14 protein-coding genes and 1 tRNA gene are annotated in these 16,711 nt (G+C 44.0%); 11 read left to right on the top strand and 4 right to left on the bottom strand.

The genetic code is table 11. The features are described 5' to 3' along the window. Positions 1–68: 68 nt before the first annotated feature. Together ACZIX4_RS11690 and ACZIX4_RS11685 are read right to left on the bottom strand one after the other, a co-directional pair. Positions 69–2,111: an insulinase family protein gene (locus ACZIX4_RS11690; protein ID WP_463335819.1), complete on the bottom strand. Its 2,043-nt coding sequence runs from the start codon at positions 2,109–2,111 to the stop codon at positions 69–71. A gap of 27 nt (positions 2,112–2,138) precedes the next feature. Then, on the bottom strand, positions 2,139–3,464 hold the full coding sequence (locus ACZIX4_RS11685; protein WP_463335818.1) for a M16 family metallopeptidase: 1,326 nt from the start codon (positions 3,462–3,464) through the stop codon (positions 2,139–2,141). 199 nt (positions 3,465–3,663) lie between these two features. On the opposite strand from ACZIX4_RS11685, the gene rplU reads away from it, so the two are divergent. The 3 genes from rplU (at position 3,664) to ACZIX4_RS11670 (ending at position 4,998) form a co-directional block, all read left to right on the top strand. Continuing rightward, the gene (rplU, locus tag ACZIX4_RS11680) at positions 3,664–3,975 is read left to right on the top strand and encodes a 50S ribosomal protein L21 (RefSeq protein WP_463335817.1); all 312 of its coding nucleotides are present in this window, start codon (positions 3,664–3,666) and stop codon (positions 3,973–3,975) included. A 72-nt stretch (positions 3,976–4,047) separates the two neighbouring features. Continuing rightward, a complete protein-coding gene (gene rpmA / locus ACZIX4_RS11675; RefSeq protein ID WP_463335816.1) occupies positions 4,048–4,308 on the top strand; it encodes a 50S ribosomal protein L27 in 261 nt (86 codons plus the stop codon). Between the two features lie 162 nt (positions 4,309–4,470). Continuing rightward, entirely contained in the window at positions 4,471–4,998 is a 528-nt protein-coding gene (locus tag ACZIX4_RS11670; RefSeq protein WP_463335815.1) for a hypothetical protein, read from the top strand. A gap of 110 nt (positions 4,999–5,108) precedes the next feature. On the opposite strand, the gene ACZIX4_RS11665 is transcribed toward ACZIX4_RS11670, so the two are convergent. Then, positions 5,109–5,184: transfer RNA gene (locus tag ACZIX4_RS11665), tRNA-Gly, on the bottom strand. Between the two features lie 434 nt (positions 5,185–5,618). Here ACZIX4_RS11665 and ACZIX4_RS11660 point away from each other — a divergent pair. Then, positions 5,619–7,214 (top strand): L,D-transpeptidase family protein, encoded by a 1,596-nt coding sequence (locus ACZIX4_RS11660; protein ID WP_463335814.1) that lies wholly within the window; start codon positions 5,619–5,621, stop codon positions 7,212–7,214. On the opposite strand, the gene ACZIX4_RS11655 is transcribed toward ACZIX4_RS11660, so the two are convergent. After that, on the bottom strand, positions 7,197–7,886 hold the full coding sequence (locus ACZIX4_RS11655; RefSeq protein WP_463335813.1) for a murein L,D-transpeptidase catalytic domain family protein: 690 nt from the start codon (positions 7,884–7,886) through the stop codon (positions 7,197–7,199). The genes ACZIX4_RS11660 and ACZIX4_RS11655 overlap by 18 nt on opposite strands. A 317-nt stretch (positions 7,887–8,203) precedes the next feature. On the opposite strand from ACZIX4_RS11655, the gene gpmI reads away from it, so the two are divergent. The 7 genes from gpmI to ACZIX4_RS11620 all read left to right on the top strand — a co-directional run bounded on the left by gpmI (position 8,204) and on the right by ACZIX4_RS11620 (position 16,698). Then, positions 8,204–9,721: a 2,3-bisphosphoglycerate-independent phosphoglycerate mutase gene (gpmI, locus tag ACZIX4_RS11650; RefSeq protein WP_463335812.1), complete on the top strand. Its 1,518-nt coding sequence runs from the start codon at positions 8,204–8,206 to the stop codon at positions 9,719–9,721. Positions 9,722–10,125: 404 nt separating this feature from the next. Then, positions 10,126–10,806: a TetR/AcrR family transcriptional regulator gene (locus tag ACZIX4_RS11645; RefSeq protein ID WP_463335811.1), complete on the top strand. Its 681-nt coding sequence runs from the start codon at positions 10,126–10,128 to the stop codon at positions 10,804–10,806. Next, positions 10,803–12,461: a peptidase domain-containing ABC transporter gene (locus tag ACZIX4_RS11640; protein ID WP_463335810.1), complete on the top strand. Its 1,659-nt coding sequence runs from the start codon at positions 10,803–10,805 to the stop codon at positions 12,459–12,461. The genes ACZIX4_RS11645 and ACZIX4_RS11640 overlap by 4 nt, the downstream gene beginning before the upstream one ends. 3 nt (positions 12,462–12,464) lie before the next feature. After that, positions 12,465–13,826 (top strand): HlyD family secretion protein, encoded by a 1,362-nt coding sequence (locus ACZIX4_RS11635; RefSeq protein ID WP_463335809.1) that lies wholly within the window; start codon positions 12,465–12,467, stop codon positions 13,824–13,826. A 10-nt stretch (positions 13,827–13,836) separates the two neighbouring features. After that, positions 13,837–15,237, top strand: coding sequence for a TolC family protein (locus ACZIX4_RS11630; protein WP_463335808.1), 1,401 nt, complete (start codon positions 13,837–13,839; stop codon positions 15,235–15,237). Between the two features lie 44 nt (positions 15,238–15,281). Next, positions 15,282–16,100: a type I methionyl aminopeptidase gene (gene map / locus ACZIX4_RS11625; RefSeq protein ID WP_463335807.1), complete on the top strand. Its 819-nt coding sequence runs from the start codon at positions 15,282–15,284 to the stop codon at positions 16,098–16,100. Positions 16,101–16,281: 181 nt separating this feature from the next. Next, positions 16,282–16,698 carry a GxxExxY protein gene (locus tag ACZIX4_RS11620; protein ID WP_463335806.1) on the top strand — a complete coding sequence of 139 codons (417 nt, stop codon included), beginning with the start codon at positions 16,282–16,284 and terminating at the stop codon, positions 16,696–16,698. Positions 16,699–16,711 lie beyond the last annotated feature (13 nt).

Below are 16,711 nucleotides of genomic sequence, written 5' to 3'. Positions count from 1 at the left end.
CGGTTTTTACAGAGAAAACAAAAAAGGCTGCCCGAGGGCAGCCTTTACTGTATTATAACCGTAATTGATTACTGGAAATCAGCAGGTGTAACACCTTCGTTTATCTTAGCTTCACCTACAGTAAGCTCAAGATCCATACCTATGTTCATTACAACTTTAAACGGTACTTTTACACCTTTTACATCCTTGTAATCAGAATAGTAAGTAGTTTGAACCACTTTCTGACCACCTTCATTTGACTCGTGCATTTCAGCTACTTTGTAGCCTGTTTTCACGTCGTAAAGGTAGCTGGCATCACCTTTCTTAATCACATAAGCATCGGCACCATTAACCTGCTCTACAGAAGTTAGTTTAATTTCTTTATCAGTAAGGAAACCAAGCTCTTCAAACGGCACAGCACTGGCCTGCATTTCTTTAAGCTCATCGCCTGTGATTTGCTCTTTCTGGCCCTGTTGCATTTTGTAAGCAGCCTTGTCGTTTACAACCTGCTTAAACAGGCTCATACCCATAGCTTTCATTTCCACAAACTGCTTGTGGTCTGCCACCTTAGAAGTAAGTTCCAATGTAGTACCTTGTATGCTACCTGTAGCCTTAGTATAAACAGTTTTAACAGCCTTAACAGCCTTTTCACCACCTACAGCCTTAATGTAGCCATCAAGCACTGTTTTAGCAGTTACACCGGCAGGAACAGGCCTGCTTAGCACCGGCTTTTCAGCTTTTTTACCCCACTTATCAAAGTACTGTATAGCAATACCGCGTTTTTCAAGACCCGGAAGCACATCAGCAGCTTTACCCACAATAACGATACGCGACCTGTCGGCAGAGAAATATTTCTTTGCAGCGTTACGGATATCTTCAGCTGTAACAGCGTTTACGTTCTCTATATATTTCTGGTAGAAATCTGCAGGAAGGCCCTGAGTTTGTGTAAGTAGCGCATAACGTGCTACTGTAGCCGGTTTCTCAACCTGCATTACAAAGTTACCTATATATTTGGCTTTAGCCACTTTAAGCTCTTCATCAGTAACAAGGTCAGTCCTTATTTTTTTGATTTCATTCATCAACTCTACAACAGCACTATCCGTAACTACGTTACGCACTGAAGTAGAAGCATCAAAGTTACTCACGTATTTGTTACCACCTACTGATGAGTACGCACCATACGTCCAGCCATGGGCCTCACGAAGGTTAAGGAACAGCCTGCCTTCGCCACCACCACCAAGGATTTGGTTAGCAAGTAGTGTAGCAAAGTACTCCTTGTCAGTCATTTTAAGATTAGTAACGTTTGCCACAGCAATTTCGCTCTGTACTGCATTCGGCATATCTACAAAGTTGATTTGCGTGAACTGTACATCTGTAGGGTCGCTGTAGCTTACATTTGGAGCCTTATCACCTACCCATGAACCAAACAGTTTTGTTACTTGTTTTTTAACGTCTTTAAACTTCACGTCACCTACTACAACAAGGTAAGCGTTACCCGGCACAAAGTAAGTAGCATAGTTTTGCTTAACATCTTCAAGCGTTACGTTGTTTAGGGTAGCCTCAGTTACGTACTCACCACTTGGGTGTGTAATACCATAAATAAGCGCACCCTGCACACGGCCGGCAACAGCCTGTACGTTTTTCTCTTCGCTCTTAAGGCCTTCTATAGCCTTAGCTTTTTGCTTATCAAACTCTTCCTGGGTAAACAGCGGGTTTAGTGCGCCGTCTGCCATAAGCTCCAGGATACGGTTGTTATACTTAGAAAGACCGCTCGCAGAAGCACCGCTATCCCAGAAGTTGATGCTTGCGCCCAGGTAGTCTATTTCTTCGTTAAACTTGTCTTTGCTGATGGTTTTAGTACCTTCACCTATTACTGCACTTAGCATGTCGCTAACACCTTTTTTATCGCCTTCGGCGTAAGGAGCGTTATCAAGCGTAAGTGAATATGAAACCCTTGGCAGCTTGTGGTTTTCCACGACAAGCACCTTAAGGCCGTTTTTAAGTTCGAATGTTTGCGGCTTACCTACATTAGTTGTAGGCGACGGACCTGGTTTAGGCATAGGCACCTGTTGTGCCTGAAGCGCCGAAACCGAAAAAACCAGTCCGGCTAACAGGTATATAACTTTTTTCATGATGTCTTATATATAATATAGGTATGCTTAGTTTTGGGCTTTATCTTTAGCAGGAACGTAGTTAAGGATAAGGCGCTGGTTAGGGTTAAGGTATTTCTTAGCCACTTCCCTTATTTCCTCGCGTGTAATTTTGCGGTAGATGTCTATCTCAGTATTAATAAGGTTAACATCGCCGTACAGCAGGTAGTAAGTAGCAAGGTTATTAGCCACACCTTCAGCACTTGTATTGCTGTTTACATACTGGTTTTCAAACTCGTTTTGAAGCTTTTGGTATTCTTTTTCAGAAATAAGCTCAGTTTGAACCCTTTTTATTTCAGCATCAACATCAGCAATGATTTCCTCGCTGGTGTGAGGCGCCTGCGGTATACCATATATAATGTATGAACCGTAGTCTTCCTGGCTGTAGTTAAACGCAGCTACCTGAAGGGCTTTTTTGTCCTGGTCTACAATTTTCTTGTACATCCTTGAACTTTTACCGCCGCTAAGTACAGACGAAAGCATATCAAGTGCACGGGCTTCGCGGGTTGTCATATCCGGTGTACGGTATGCAGCCACTACCATTGGCAACTGGATGTTCGGGTCTTCAAACGTAGCGTTTATGGTTTGCGTGATAGGAGCCTCCTGCGCTTTAGTACGTGTAATAGGAGTACCTTTTGGTATGTGGGCAAAGTATTTGTTTATCCACTCTTTTACCTGGCCTTTGTCAAAGTCACCGGCTACCACAAGCACCGCATTGTTCGGGATGTAGAATTTTTTAAAGAAATCCTGGAACTCAGTAAGCTTTGCAGCATCAAGGTGATCCATAGAGCCAATAGTTGTCCAGCGGTACGGGTGCACTTTAAACAGGTTCTGTTTTACCTGCGGAATAAGCTGTCCGTAAGGGCTGTTATCATAACGAAGGCGTTTTTCTTCTTTCACTACTTCGTTTTGTGTATCAACACCAATCTGGTTGATAACCGGGTGCCACATACGCTCTGATTCCATCCAAAGGCCAAGCTCGGTGTTGTTTGAAGGGAATACTTCGTAGTAGTACGTACGGTCTTCTGTAGTGTTAGCATTGTTGTTACCGCCGTTAGCAGTTACAATCTTAAACCACTCCCCCCTTTTAATGTTCTCTGTACCTTCAAAAAGAAGGTGCTCAAAAAAGTGGGCAAAACCGGTCCTTTCCGGGTTCTCGTCTTTTGCTCCCACGTGGTACATTACCGAAGTAACCACCACCGGCGCACTCTTGTCCTGCTGCAGGATTACATGCAGCCCGTTGTCCAGGTTATACTCTTCAAACTCCACTTTCTGTGCATAGGCAGAAGCGCCAAGCAACAAAAGTGAACCCAAAGCCATTACGGATTTTTTCATAAAAAACGTTGATTATTAATTCAGGTTTATAGGTATGCAAGTTCGGCAAAATGTTACATAAAACTAATTTTTTTTATCCTTTTACGTTAAGCAACAGAAGAATTACGATAAAACCGTATTTTTTTCAGCCTGTGGTTGACTGATAAATAATAAGTTGTATATTTGCACCCTTGAAAATTATTATTTAAACCATATTGTTATGTATGCAATCGTAGAGATAGCAGGGCAGCAGTTTAAAGTTAGCAAAGACCAGAAGGTATTTGTTCACCGTCTTGAAGGCAATGAAGGCGACGCGGTTAAATTCGCGAAAGTACTTCTTGTTGCAGATGGCAGCAACATTACCATTGGCGCCCCGGCTATAGAAGGTGCTTCAGTAGAAGCCAAAGTGCTTCAGCACGTTAAAGGAGACAAAGTTATTGTTTTCAAAAAGAAAAGAAGGAAAGGTTACAAAGTAAAGAATGGCCACCGCCAGTCTCTTACACAGATAGAAATCACTTCTATCGTTAAGTAATCTTAAATTCAGAAAAAACAAAATTGCTGAAAGTACAGCATTAATTACTAACAATTTTAAACCCAAAACATCATGGCTCACAAGAAAGGTGTAGGTAGTTCTAAGAACGGTAGGGAATCAGAATCGAAACGTCTTGGCGTTAAGATTTTTGGCGGCCAGGCTGCCATTGCCGGTAATATCATTATCAGGCAGAGAGGTTCTAAGCACAACCCTGGTGAAAACGTATACATGGGCAAAGACCACACGCTTCACGCGAAAGTGGACGGTGTTGTTAAATTCCAAAAGAAGAAAGACAACAAATCTTATGTATCGATACTTCCATTTGAAGCTTAAGACACAGTTTAGCTGTACCGGTTAGGTATAGCCCCTATATAAAAAAGGCGGTAAGAATTTCTTACCGCCTTTTTTATATGCCTAAAATTTATATTTTAGGCACCGAAACTAATCACTACAATAATAATATGGGGAATTTTTTAGACTCATTAAAACGACAAGTTGGAAGAGATACAGGGAAAGCAATCTCAAACCTTGTTTATGGTGATAAACACTCAACGCCATATCGAAACACGAATACTCAAAACAAAAAAAAGTTCGAATGAATTAAATCAAAAGAAAATAGACTTCATACAAGAGGATTTAGAACAAAAAGATTTGTATTTATTGGACAAAGCCGTAATCAATGCAATCGACCAAATTATCTTGATTGATATTCCAGACAAGGAAAAAGAGATTATCAAAATTCTTCAACAATTAGAAATTCAACTAAAAGTAAATAGATGGAACTCTATAACGAAAGGTGAGGTTGCAAAAATCAGAAATAAGCTCCCTGATGCAGTTTTAATCAAATATGAACAATGCGTTTCTGAATTAAAATATCCGAACTGCAACAAGGATAGAATAAAACACACAACCAAAACCCTAAACAAATACAAAAGACTTCGAATTATATACAAATATCAGCTATTCCTATTAGCATCGCTTTTTATATTTCTATTCTTAATTATAGGATTGAATGCAGGGTAAACAGATTACTCCACTCATAGACAAGCACAAGCAAAACCACCCCTTTCGGAGAGAGGGCCGGGGTGAGGTCAAATAAAAAAGCCCGATACTTTCGTATCGGGCTTTGCTCTTGGAGCGGAAGACGAGGCTCGAACTCGCGACAACCAGCTTGGAAGGCTGGAGCTCTACCAACTGAGCTACTTCCGCATTTGTGAGTGCAAATATATGCAATATTTTCGCGCATGTGCAAGTGTTTGTGTAAAAAAATTACACAAAACAAAACCATCCAATTTAACCAATTTATTTTGAAACTGTTACCAAACATATTTGTCAAAAAATAAATTTCCCGAGGTAAAATATCATGCTGTTTTTCCTGTAATCACCCGTATTCAGGCGGTTTAGGCGATATCGAATTATGAGATGCTCAAAAACAAGTCTCTCATTTAAGAATTTAACAAAAAATAAACACTGATTTTTAAGAGTTTACAATTCCCTTTCGCTACCTTTATTAAGAAATTAGTGTGGCACCGCCACGGAAACCCGGCCAACGATAAGCCTGCTCGCGGAGCACCCTGAAACCTAAAACCGGGACCTGAGGCATAGCCATAGTATTTCGATGTATAACCAATCATTTCGAAACTATGAAAAAAGCTGCCTGTATATCAGGTATAGTGTTGCTGCTGGCAACTCTTACCTCATGCCACAACATGGGGAGGAAAGACATGCTCCCGCCCGATAAACCCGAAAATACCGCCTACCTTAAAAATACCCCACTACCCCTACCGGAAAATATTTTTAAATCTGCAGGCGAAGAAGTGCGTACGTTTTATGCTTCTCACGATAATACCACCATTTGGGTGAATGCCAAAGACCGCCTTGCCCTGCAAACCGAAATTGCCAACCTTGCAGCAGACGGCCTTAATCCGCAGGATTACCACCTGGATTACCTGAAAGATTTCGAGAAACTACAATCCATATCGGAAGACGAGGCCAAGCGTTATGATATAATGCTTACCGAAGCCTTTATAAGAGCATCGACCCACTTGTTTAAAGGCAAACTGCGCCCTGCCGATGTGTACGGCAACTGGGCATTGCCCGACAAGCCTTTTGATGCGGTAAAATTGCTTACCGAAGCGATAGAAAACAACGACATTAAAGACGCCATAAGCCGTTGCCGTCCACGCCACGCCATATATCACAGCCTACGCAGCAGCCTTGCCAGCCTTAACAAGCTTCCCGACGATAAAGACCTGCCAAAAGTAGAATGGAGCCACACCATAAAAAAGAACGATTCATCGGCAATGGTGGGTATTGTTAAACAACGGCTGCACTACTGGGGCGACCTTGAAGCCGACACCATTACCAACACTTACGATAAAGCTACTGCCAAAGCCGTAAGGCGTTTCCAAAAAAGACACGGGCTATCAGTAACCGGCACGGTAAATGAACGCACCGCAACCGCGCTGAACATAAGCCGAGACAAGCGCCGCGAACAGGTTACTGCCAACCTGGAGCGCTGGAGGTGGTTTGCGTATGATTTTGGCAATAAGGCATTACTCATTAACATCCCCGATTATAAAATGGCGGTGGTAGAAAACGGCAAGGACACCGTACAAACCTACAATGTAGTGGTAGGTAAACCCGAGCGTAAAACCCCGGTACTGCAATCGGCTATAAATGCTGTGGTGCTAAACCCTACCTGGACAGTGCCGCCAACTATTATTAAAGAAGACCTTACCCCGGCTGCCACCAAAAACAGGGGGTACTTCGCCAGCCATAACATGACCATTTATAAGGATACCAACGTTATTTCACCGGAAGACTGGAACCCTGCCAAATACAACAACTACCGTTACGTACAGGCACCGGGCTATGATAATTCGCTTGGGTTGGTTAAGTTTAACTTTAATAGTAAGTATAGTGTATACCTGCACGACACCAACCACCGCGACCTTTTTGCGTACCACTACCGCGCACTGAGCAGCGGCTGCGTACGTGTGGAAGACCCACTGAAGCTGGCCGAGTACGTTTTGGGCAACCAGAATAAAAAATGGACACGTGAAGAAATAGACCAGGTTACCGCAGAAGGCGAAACCAAAAATGTATACATAAAAAAATCCATCCAGGTACACCAGTTATACTGGACGGCCTGGATGGATAAAGACGGGCTGCAGTTTCGTGATGATATATACAGCCTCGATAAAACGCTATATAAAAAACTAAGACAAGATCTTTGATACTTTATTGTAGCTCGGGTGATAGATAAACAGGCATGATTTGCCTTTGATAAGGTTTATCACCTGCGTCGTGATTTCCTGCGGTATGGCAGGGCATCCCTGGCTGCGGCCTAACCTGTGGTGCGCCCTGATAAAGGCATCGCTCACATAATCGGCAGCGTGCATTACCACTCCCCTGCCGCGGGCATTGTTGTTAAGGCCGTTTTCAAGGCCGTCAAGCTTAAGCGACTGGCCGTGCTTGCCGTTGTAAATTTCGCCGGTAACATAAAAACCAAGGCTGCTTTTGTATGAGCTATCAGAATTGCTAAAGTCAGTAGCAAACTCATCGCCACTGTTACGGCCGTGAGCCACAAGGCTGTTATACAGCACCGTGCAGGTAGCCATATCTATAATCCAAAGCCTTTTGGTGTTAGATGACTGGGTGAAATCGATAACCGTAAGCAGGTCTTTTTTAATTTTGCCTTTACCTTTAAGTAGGTTGTACCCTGCTACTGCTTTCTGGAAACAGTCGTAGGCAGGCATAGACTCAGAATGTGCGTTGATAGTGTTATACAACAATTCCGTTTCGGTTAGGCTGGTTACCTCGGGTGTAACCGGTGTTTCTGTTTTTGGCGCAGGGGCATTAAAAGAACTTAATAAAAACAGTACAGACGTAAAAAAATTGTAAACCATTAGAACTCTCCTCTCATTTTATTTAACCTCGCCGCTAAATACGTTAAGAAAAATTTAAAATCCAAACGCAACGATGTTAAAATCAATAATTTAACATTTTCATTTGGCAGGGATACCTATCCTGTGCCGTTCCATCTTCATCGGACTAACCTAACGCAAGGATGGTGCCACTTATTGTTAAGGGGTTAACATTTTTTTATGACAAGTATTAAAGTTTAATCTTCCGTAAACAGATTTTAGTTTAAAAACAGTAACTTTAGCGCGCATTATTCTGCATATAATGCACAACATTCCTAAAGACACATAATTAACTGAAGATGAATAAAAAAGTTATCTTAATGATACTGGATGGCTGGGGATTATCGCCAGATCCGAAGGTATCGGCACCGGACAATGCCAATATTCCGTTTATAAACAGTTTGCCACAAAAATATCCGCATGCCACCCTTCGTACCGACGGGCTTAATGTAGGCCTTCCTGAAGGACAGATGGGCAACAGCGAGGTGGGCCACATGAACCTGGGTGCAGGCCGCATTGTGTACCAAGACCTTGTAAGGATAAACCTGGCTGTAGAAGATAAAAGCATAGAAAAGGAACCTGCACTTGCCGAAGCCTTTGCTTATGCCAAAGAAAACAACAAGAAAGTACACCTGCTGGGCCTTGTTTCAGACGGTGGCGTACACTCGCACATAAACCATATTAAAGGGCTAGCCTCTGCCGCTAAAGATGCCGGAGTAGACAACGTGTTTATCCATGCCTTTACCGACGGACGCGATGTAGACCCTAAATCGGGCGCCGCGTTTATAGCCGACCTTGAAGACTATATTAAGGACACGCCGGTAAAACTGGCCAGCCTTGTAGGCCGCTACTACGCTATGGACCGCGATAAGCGTTGGGAACGCGTAAAACTTGCCTATGACCTTCTGGTTAACGGCCTGGGCATACCGAGTACTAACGCAGTGGAAAGCATCAAGAAAAGTTATGCTGAAGGTGTAACCGACGAGTTTATCCTGCCGATAGTAATGACCGAAGACGGGCAGACCCCTCTTGCTACCATAGCCCCGGATGATGTGGTTATTTTCTTTAACTTCCGTACCGACAGGGGCCGCCAGCTTACTGAGGCGCTAAGCCAGTTTGACATACACGAGCAAAACATGCACAAACTGCCGCTGTACTTTGTTACCATGACAAACTACGACGACAGCTTTAAAGGCATACACGTTATATATGACAAGGACAACCTTACCGAAACGCTGGGCGAAGTGGTGAGCAAGGCCGGTAAAAAACAAATCCGTATAGCTGAAACTGAAAAATACCCACACGTTACGTTCTTCTTCTCAGGAGGTCGTGAGGAGCCTTTTGAAGGTGAAACCCGTATACTGCGCAATTCGCCTAAAGTAGCCACGTACGACCTTCAGCCTGAAATGAGCGCTTACGAACTTAAGGATGCGCTGGTTCCTGAACTGCAAAAAGGTGAGGTGGATTTTGTGTGCCTTAACTTTGCCAATGGTGACATGGTAGGCCACACCGGTGTATTTGAAGCTGCAATAAAAGCCTGCGAAGCGGTAGACGAATGTGCCAAAGGCGTTATTGAGGCTGCCCTGGCTAACGGCTACACTACCCTTGTAATAGCTGACCACGGTAACTGCGAAACCATGATAAACCCTGACGGTAGCCCTAACACAGCACATACAACCAACCCGGTTCCGTTTGTTGTGGTAGATAATGATATTAAGGAAGTACACGACGGTGTACTGGGCGACATAGCCCCTACCATCCTTAAGCTGATGAGCATAGCGCAACCTGCTGCTATGACAAGGCATCCGTTGGTTTAAAAAGCTACTGAGTTGCTAAGCTTCTTAGCCGCTGAGTCAAAATACAGCCGCTGCACGAAAGTGTGGCGGTTTTTTTATGGCATAAATGTATGAGTGAAGCTGCCCCCTCCCCTTCAGGAGTTCCGATAGCTATCGGGAGAGGCAGGGCTTAAAACAAGGTAAACCCGCCAGGTTTCACCCATAATCCGGCGGGTCAACTATAAAACTGAATAAATTCTAATGCAATTCTAATGGTATTCTAATTTAAAAACGGCTTCGGTGGAATAATCTTTGTTTATCTATGCAAAAGTAAATTGAACGTTCATGATAAAACATGATAAGCATCATGCAACGTTTTTTAACAGGAGTTTTTGTTTGCAAAAATTGATAGTAATACTATTGAGTTTGCGAAAATTTATTTCAAGATGGGATTTATACTTTCAAACCTAAAGCTACAGATAAACAACAGTATCTACATTAAAGATCCTGAAACATCAGACCTTGGTAAAAAGATACTGAAGGAAAGCATCGTACTTATACACGAAATAGGTTTTGAGGCATTTACCTTTAAAAAACTTGGCGAACGTATAGAAAGTAATGAAAGCTCTGTATACCGGTATTTTGAAAGTAAGCACATGCTGCTGGTATATTTATCATCATGGTACTGGAGCTGGATAGAGTACCGCCTGGTGTTTGGCGTAGCAAACCTCGGCATACCAAAAGAGCGATTACAAAGGGCAATAATTATTGTTACCGAGGAAACCGCCGACGATGAAAGCACCGAGCATATTAACGAAGCTTTGCTGAAAAAGATAATCATAAACAATTTCAACAAAACCTTCCTTACTAAGGAAGTGGATGAAGAAAACAGGAAGGGCTTTTATGAGATATACAAACGCGTTATACACCGGCTGGCCGACATTATTAAAGAAAACGCACCGGAATACAAGTACGCAGAAAGCCTGGCCAGCACAATAATACAGGGCGCGCTGCACCAGCATTTCCTGAAAGACCATTTTGAAACGCTTACCAATTGCAACAACAGGGTAAGCCCCACAGAATTTTACCTGAACCTTACTAATAACATAATAAAACAAAAGATATGACCCCATTAAAAAGATACTACAACCTGCTGAAACTGGATAAGAAGGATGTGTACCAGATTATCTTTTATGCCGCTTTTGCCGGCCTTATAAGCCTGTCGCTGCCACTGGGCATACAGGCTATTATAAACTTTATACAGGGTGGGCAGATAAGCATATCGTGGATAGTGCTGGTAATACTGGTTACGGTAGGCGTGGCCTTTGTAGGCATACTATCGCTTATGCAGCTGCGTATTACAGAGAACCTGCAACAGAAAATATTCGTGCGCTCGTCCTTTGAGTTTGCCTACCGCATGCCGAAAATAAGCTTTAAGGGCATGCACAACCACTACGCGCCGGAGTTGGCAAACCGCTTTTTTGATACCCTTACCATACAAAAGGGTACATCAAAGTTGCTATTGGATTTCTCAACAGCATTGCTTCAAATCATACTGGGTATCATACTGCTGTCATTATACCACACAGTGTTCATCATTTTCGGTATACTCTTGCTTGGATTGCTTTACGCTATATTAAAGTTTTCGTATGATGAAGGTGTAGACACCAGTATGAAGGAGTCTAAATACAAGTACAAGCAGGCATATTGGCTTCAGGAAATAGCCCGTAACCGCAACAGCTTTAAGCGTAAAGATGGTATGGACTATGCCCTTGACAAAAACGACCACCTGGTAGGCGACTATGTAGGCTTCAGGGAAAAACACTTTGGGGTTATAAAAAGGCAGTTCACCCAGCTTATTGTTTTTAAAGTGCTTATTACCGCCGGTTTGCTATCTGTAGGTGGTTTCCTGGTACTGACCCAACAGATGAACATCGGGCAGTTTGTGGCCGCAGAAATCATTATACTATTGGTATTAAATTCAATAGAAAAAACCATAACCGGCCTTGAAACATTATACGATGTACTTACGGCAGTGGAAAAAATAGGCCAGGTAAGCGACCTTGAAGTAGACCAGCCTACAACATCGCAACCAATAGACAGTACAAACGGGCTGACACTGGATACCGACGAAGTTACCTTCCGCTACCCTGACGGCGAAAAAGACGCCTTGAAAAAAGTAAGCGTAAAAATCAAACCGCGCGAAAAGGTATTTGTAAGTGGCAGGAACGGCTCGGGTAAAACCACGCTGCTGCGCATCCTTAGTGGGTACATGCACCCTACGTCGGGTATTTTCCATGTAAACGACAGTAATTACAACAAAATAGATACCGACCAGTACCGTTCGCTTACAGGCATAGTGCTTCAGGGTGAAACGCCTTTCCACGGCACACTGCTGGAAAACCTGAAGTTTAACGACCCGTCCATCACCGATACCGATATAAAATGGGCTGTAGAAAAAATGGGGCTGACACGCTTTATAAAAGATTTACCAAAAGGCCTTGACACAGAAATAAACCCCGACGGCAGGCAACTTACCGCTTCGGTATGCCGCAAGATAATGTTGGCACGCGCCATAGCCGGCAAACCGAAAGTGCTGTTCCTGGAAGACCCTACCGAAAGCATGGACAGCCAGAGCGCCCACGATGTTATCGACTTTTTATTTGACCCTGCACACGACTGGACTGTAATAGTTTCGTCTGTTAACGACTACTGGAAGCAACGCTGCGACAGATTTATTGAAATGGAAAAAGGAGCTATTGTAACCGACACAAAACTATAAGCCATGCTGAACATAACCGAAAAAAGCGCCATACCGTTTGACGGCTCACGTTTTAAAACCGTAACCGAGCTGAACAACAGGCCCCACTATAAAACACTTAAAAGGATTATTATCGCCTTTTGTATTACACTGGTAGTAATCGTATTCCTGCCGTGGACGCAGAACATTAAAGGCGCGGGTAACGTTACCACCCTGAAGCCCGACCAGCGCCCGCAAACCATACACAGTGTTATAGGCGGACGTATAGAAAAATGGTACGTAAAAGAGGGTGACTTTGTAAACAAAGGCGACACCATACTATTTATATCGGAGATTAAAGAGGATTACTTGGACCCTAACCTTGTAAAAAATACCGGCGACCAGGTAAATGCCAAACGTATGGCACTGGAATCGTACGGCGGCAAGGTAGAGGCACTGGAGACCCAGATAGGCTCGCTGCAACAAGAACAGAAACTAAAGCGTGAGCAGGCCGAAAACAAGCTAAGGCAGGCATTGCTTAAGGTAAAAAGCGACAGTATGGATCTTGAGGCTGTGCGTACCCAACTCCGCATTGCACAGACGCAGTTTAACCGTGCCGTAAACCTGAACAAGGAAGGCCTGAAACCCCTTACCGATGTAGAGGAAAAACGCCTGAAGCTACAGGAATCTGAAGCAAAGATTATTACGCAGGAAAACAAATTGCTTAGCGCAAAGAACGACTACATAAACGCAAGGGTGGAAATCAACAGGCTTTCTGCTGAGTATGCCGAGAAAATATCTAAGGCAAACAGCGATAAGTACACCGCACTTAGCAGCCAGTACGATACCGAAGCACAGGTAAACAAGCTGCAAAACCAGTACGTAAACTACAGCATACGGAACGGTCTTTACTACATAAAAGCCCCGCAAAGCGGCTACGTGAACAAAGCTATACAGGCGGGCCTCGGCGAGACCATTAAAGAGGGCACGCCTATAGTAAGCATTATGCCTGCGGGATACGAGATTGCCGTAGAAACTTACGTAGACCCGGTAGACCTGCCACTAATACACCGTGGCGAAAAAATCAGGGTATGGTTTGACGGATGGCCTACCATAGTGTTCAGCGGGTGGCCAGGCATCAGCTACGGTACCTTTGGCGGGCGCGTGGTGGCTATAGAAAACTTTATCAGCCCTAACGGCAAATACCGCATACTGGTAGCGCCGGATAAAGAGGAGCAAGAGTGGCCAAAGGAACTGAGCATAGGCGCAGGCGCACAAACCGTGGCCCTGCTGAATACCGTACCGGTATGGTACGAGGTATGGCGGACGCTAAACGGCTTCCCGCCGAATTACTACCAGCCGAAAGATGCTTCGGGAGGAAAGGATAAAGCAAAAGATAAAAAGTAAGCTACAACGTATGCAAAGATTAAAGAATATAACTACCCTTTTGGCACTGCTGCTGTTCGGCGTACTGGCGCACGCACAGAAGCTGGATAAGGACGTCCTTACCTTTGACGAGTACCTGGGGTATGTAAAAAAATACCACCCGGTGCTGAAGCGTGCCAACCTGGAGCTGAGCAAGGCGCAGGCAGCACTGCTACAGGCACGCGGGGGCTTCGACCCGAAGATTGAGGTAGACTATGACACCAAGCGCTTTAAGGATTACGAATACTACTCCCTGCTAAGCAGCAGCTTTAAGATACCTACCTGGTACGGCATTGAGATAAAAGCTGCTTTTGACAACAGTGAAGGAGTATACCTGAACCCCCAGAATACATTGCCAAATGCAGGGCTAACCTCACTGGGCGTTACGGTGCCTATCGGGCAGGGGCTTTTTATTAACCAGCGTATGGCCGATGTGCGTTCGGCTAAATTACAGCAACGCCTTAGTGTAGCAGAAAGGAAACTACAGGCCGTTGCTGTGTTATACGATGCTTCGGCAGCATATTTCAACTGGCTGAAAGCCTATAAGGAAGCAAAGATGTATAATGATTACCTTGGCTATTCGCAAACCCGTTATAAGGGTATACTGAAACTGATAGAACAGGGCGATAAGCCTGCCATAGACAGTGTAGAATCGGGTATTACCATAAAAAGCCGCCGCCTGAGCCTGGTAGATGCTAACCTGAAGTTGACCAAAGCCCGTTTGGAGCTTTCCAACTACCTGTGGATAGAGGATGTTCCGGTAGAAGTATCGGAAACTTTGGCACCACAGGATAACCTTACGGGTACTATAGATGAGTCGCTTAACGCGACCGCCTTTACACAAACGGACAGCATTTTGGCAAACCATCCGAAGATACAGGCTATGGAAACGAAAATTTCGATGCTGGATGTGGAACGTAAACTGAAGGCAAATATGCTGTTGCCCAAACTGAATGTGGGTTACCATTATATTTCGGAACCGTCGTATGTAGACCAGTTCCGTTTTGAAGACTATAAGTTTGCAGTAAACTTCTACTTCCCTATTTTCCTGCGTAAGGAACGTGGCGCGCTGAAGCTTGCCAAGATTAAAATACAGGATGCATCGCTGCAACTGAGCCAGGAGCGCCTGCAACTGAAAAACAAAATCGATTCGCAACAGGCCGAGATTACCGCCGTAGCCGAACAGCGCGAGGTAATAAGCGGGCTGGTAAACGACTACAGCACCATGCTGAAATCGGAAGAGCGCTTGTTTTCGTTTGGCGAAAGTTCATTCTTCCTTATAAACACGCGCGAAAACAACCTTATCAGTGCACGCCTGCAGCAAATTGCGTTGGAAAACCGTTATTTCTTCAGCAAGGCCGACTTGTTTAAAATACTGGCTAATCCTGATTAAAGTAGTAGAAATTAGTTACTTTTGCAGCCTGATTTATACGAAACATGATTATACCTAAAACCCGCGAGGAAATAGAGATAATGCGCGAAAGCGCGCTGCTGGTAAGTAAAACCCTGGGCATGCTGGCTACAGAAATAAAACCCGGCGTTACTACCCTGCAACTGGACACCCTGGCCGAAGAATTTATACGCGACCACGGTGCACTGCCGGGCTTTAAGGGCCTTTACGGTTGCCCCAGTACCCTGCTAACCAGCGTAAATGAGCAGGTTGTACACGGCCTGCCTACTAACCGCCCTATTGAAGAAGGCGATATAGTATCGGTAGACTGTGGCACATTTATGAACGGTTACTACGGCGACCATGCCTATACTTTTGAAATAGGCGAAATAGACCCTGAAACCAAAAAACTCCTTGATATTACCAAACAAAGCTTGTATGTTGGCATTCGTGAATTTAAGATTGGCAACCGCGTAGAAGACGTGGGCAGCGCCATACAGAAATTCACCGAAGCTCAGGGTTATGGCGTAGTACGCGAACTGGTAGGCCACGGCCTGGGCAAAAAAATGCACGAGGAACCTAACATGCCGAACTACGGTAAACGCGGACGCGGTAAGCTGTTCGTGGAAGGTATGGTAGTGGCCATTGAGCCGATGATTAACCTTGGCACTAAAAACGTACGCACCCTTAAAGACGGCTGGACGATTGTTACCCGCGACGGTAAGCCAAGTGCACACTTTGAACACGATGTTGCTCTTGTAGATGGTAAGCCTGAGTTGCTGAGCACCTTTAAATATGTGTACAAGGCACTGGGTATTGAAAGTGATGAGGAAGAGGAATTCAGGAAAGTGCCACTGGTAGTGTAATGAAATATTTAAGACTATCTTTTTTGACTTAAAAAGTAACACAGAGATGCACAGAGTGAGCTCAGAGATACTCAAAGATTTCCTGAGTTGACCCTCGGTTAGAGACAACAGAGCTGTACGGAATGTAGCGATAGAGCAACTACCTACTAATTAGACGGTCACAAAAAATTGAGAAAACATTATGGAAATAAATCAGTTGACCCATAAAATAATCGGTGCTGCTATTGAAGTCCATCGTAATCTCGGGCCGGGTCTGTTAGAATCTGCGTACAGAGATTGTCTTGCCTATGAGCTTTCTCTTTTAAATCTAAAGATCGAAAAAGAAAAGTTGCTACCAGTTCATTACAAAGGAATCGTACTAAGTCAGGGTTATCGACTGGATTTGTTAGTTGAAGGTAAAGTAGTAGTTGAATTGAAATCTGTCGAAGAACTTACTGATGTACATCAAGCACAACTATTAACCTATCTTAAACTTGGTAATTACCCATTGGGGCTATTAATAAATTTTCACACTAAGATATTGAAGAACGGTATTAAGCGTGTTATCCACCACCCTTCAGAGAACTCCCATCCGCAGGATGGTAATCTATATCTTTAAAAACTCTGTGTAT

The sequence above is a fragment of the Flavobacterium niveum genome, from assembly GCF_055231775.1.
Note: the sequence above shows the minus strand (reverse complement) of the source record. Positions and strands in the feature narration are given on the sequence as shown.

What these genes read in the sequence shown, in the direction of transcription:
- ACZIX4_RS11655 (WP_463335813.1), bottom strand. Translation starts at nt 7,886, where the DNA reads ATGGTTTACAATTTTTTTACGTCTGTACTGTTTTTATTAAGTTCTTTT.
- rpmA (WP_463335816.1), top strand. Translation starts at nt 4,048, where the DNA reads ATGGCTCACAAGAAAGGTGTAGGTAGTTCTAAGAACGGTAGGGAATCA.
- ACZIX4_RS11630 (WP_463335808.1), top strand. Translation starts at nt 13,837, where the DNA reads ATGCAAAGATTAAAGAATATAACTACCCTTTTGGCACTGCTGCTGTTC.
- ACZIX4_RS11685 (WP_463335818.1), bottom strand. Translation starts at nt 3,464, where the DNA reads ATGAAAAAATCCGTAATGGCTTTGGGTTCACTTTTGTTGCTTGGCGCT.
- map (WP_463335807.1), top strand. Translation starts at nt 15,282, where the DNA reads ATGATTATACCTAAAACCCGCGAGGAAATAGAGATAATGCGCGAAAGC.
- rplU (WP_463335817.1), top strand. Translation starts at nt 3,664, where the DNA reads ATGTATGCAATCGTAGAGATAGCAGGGCAGCAGTTTAAAGTTAGCAAA.
- ACZIX4_RS11635 (WP_463335809.1), top strand. Translation starts at nt 12,465, where the DNA reads ATGCTGAACATAACCGAAAAAAGCGCCATACCGTTTGACGGCTCACGT.
- ACZIX4_RS11690 (WP_463335819.1), bottom strand. Translation starts at nt 2,111, where the DNA reads ATGAAAAAAGTTATATACCTGTTAGCCGGACTGGTTTTTTCGGTTTCG.
- ACZIX4_RS11645 (WP_463335811.1), top strand. Translation starts at nt 10,126, where the DNA reads ATGGGATTTATACTTTCAAACCTAAAGCTACAGATAAACAACAGTATC.
- ACZIX4_RS11640 (WP_463335810.1), top strand. Translation starts at nt 10,803, where the DNA reads ATGACCCCATTAAAAAGATACTACAACCTGCTGAAACTGGATAAGAAG.
- gpmI (WP_463335812.1), top strand. Translation starts at nt 8,204, where the DNA reads ATGAATAAAAAAGTTATCTTAATGATACTGGATGGCTGGGGATTATCG.
- ACZIX4_RS11620 (WP_463335806.1), top strand. Translation starts at nt 16,282, where the DNA reads ATGGAAATAAATCAGTTGACCCATAAAATAATCGGTGCTGCTATTGAA.
- ACZIX4_RS11660 (WP_463335814.1), top strand. Translation starts at nt 5,619, where the DNA reads ATGAAAAAAGCTGCCTGTATATCAGGTATAGTGTTGCTGCTGGCAACT.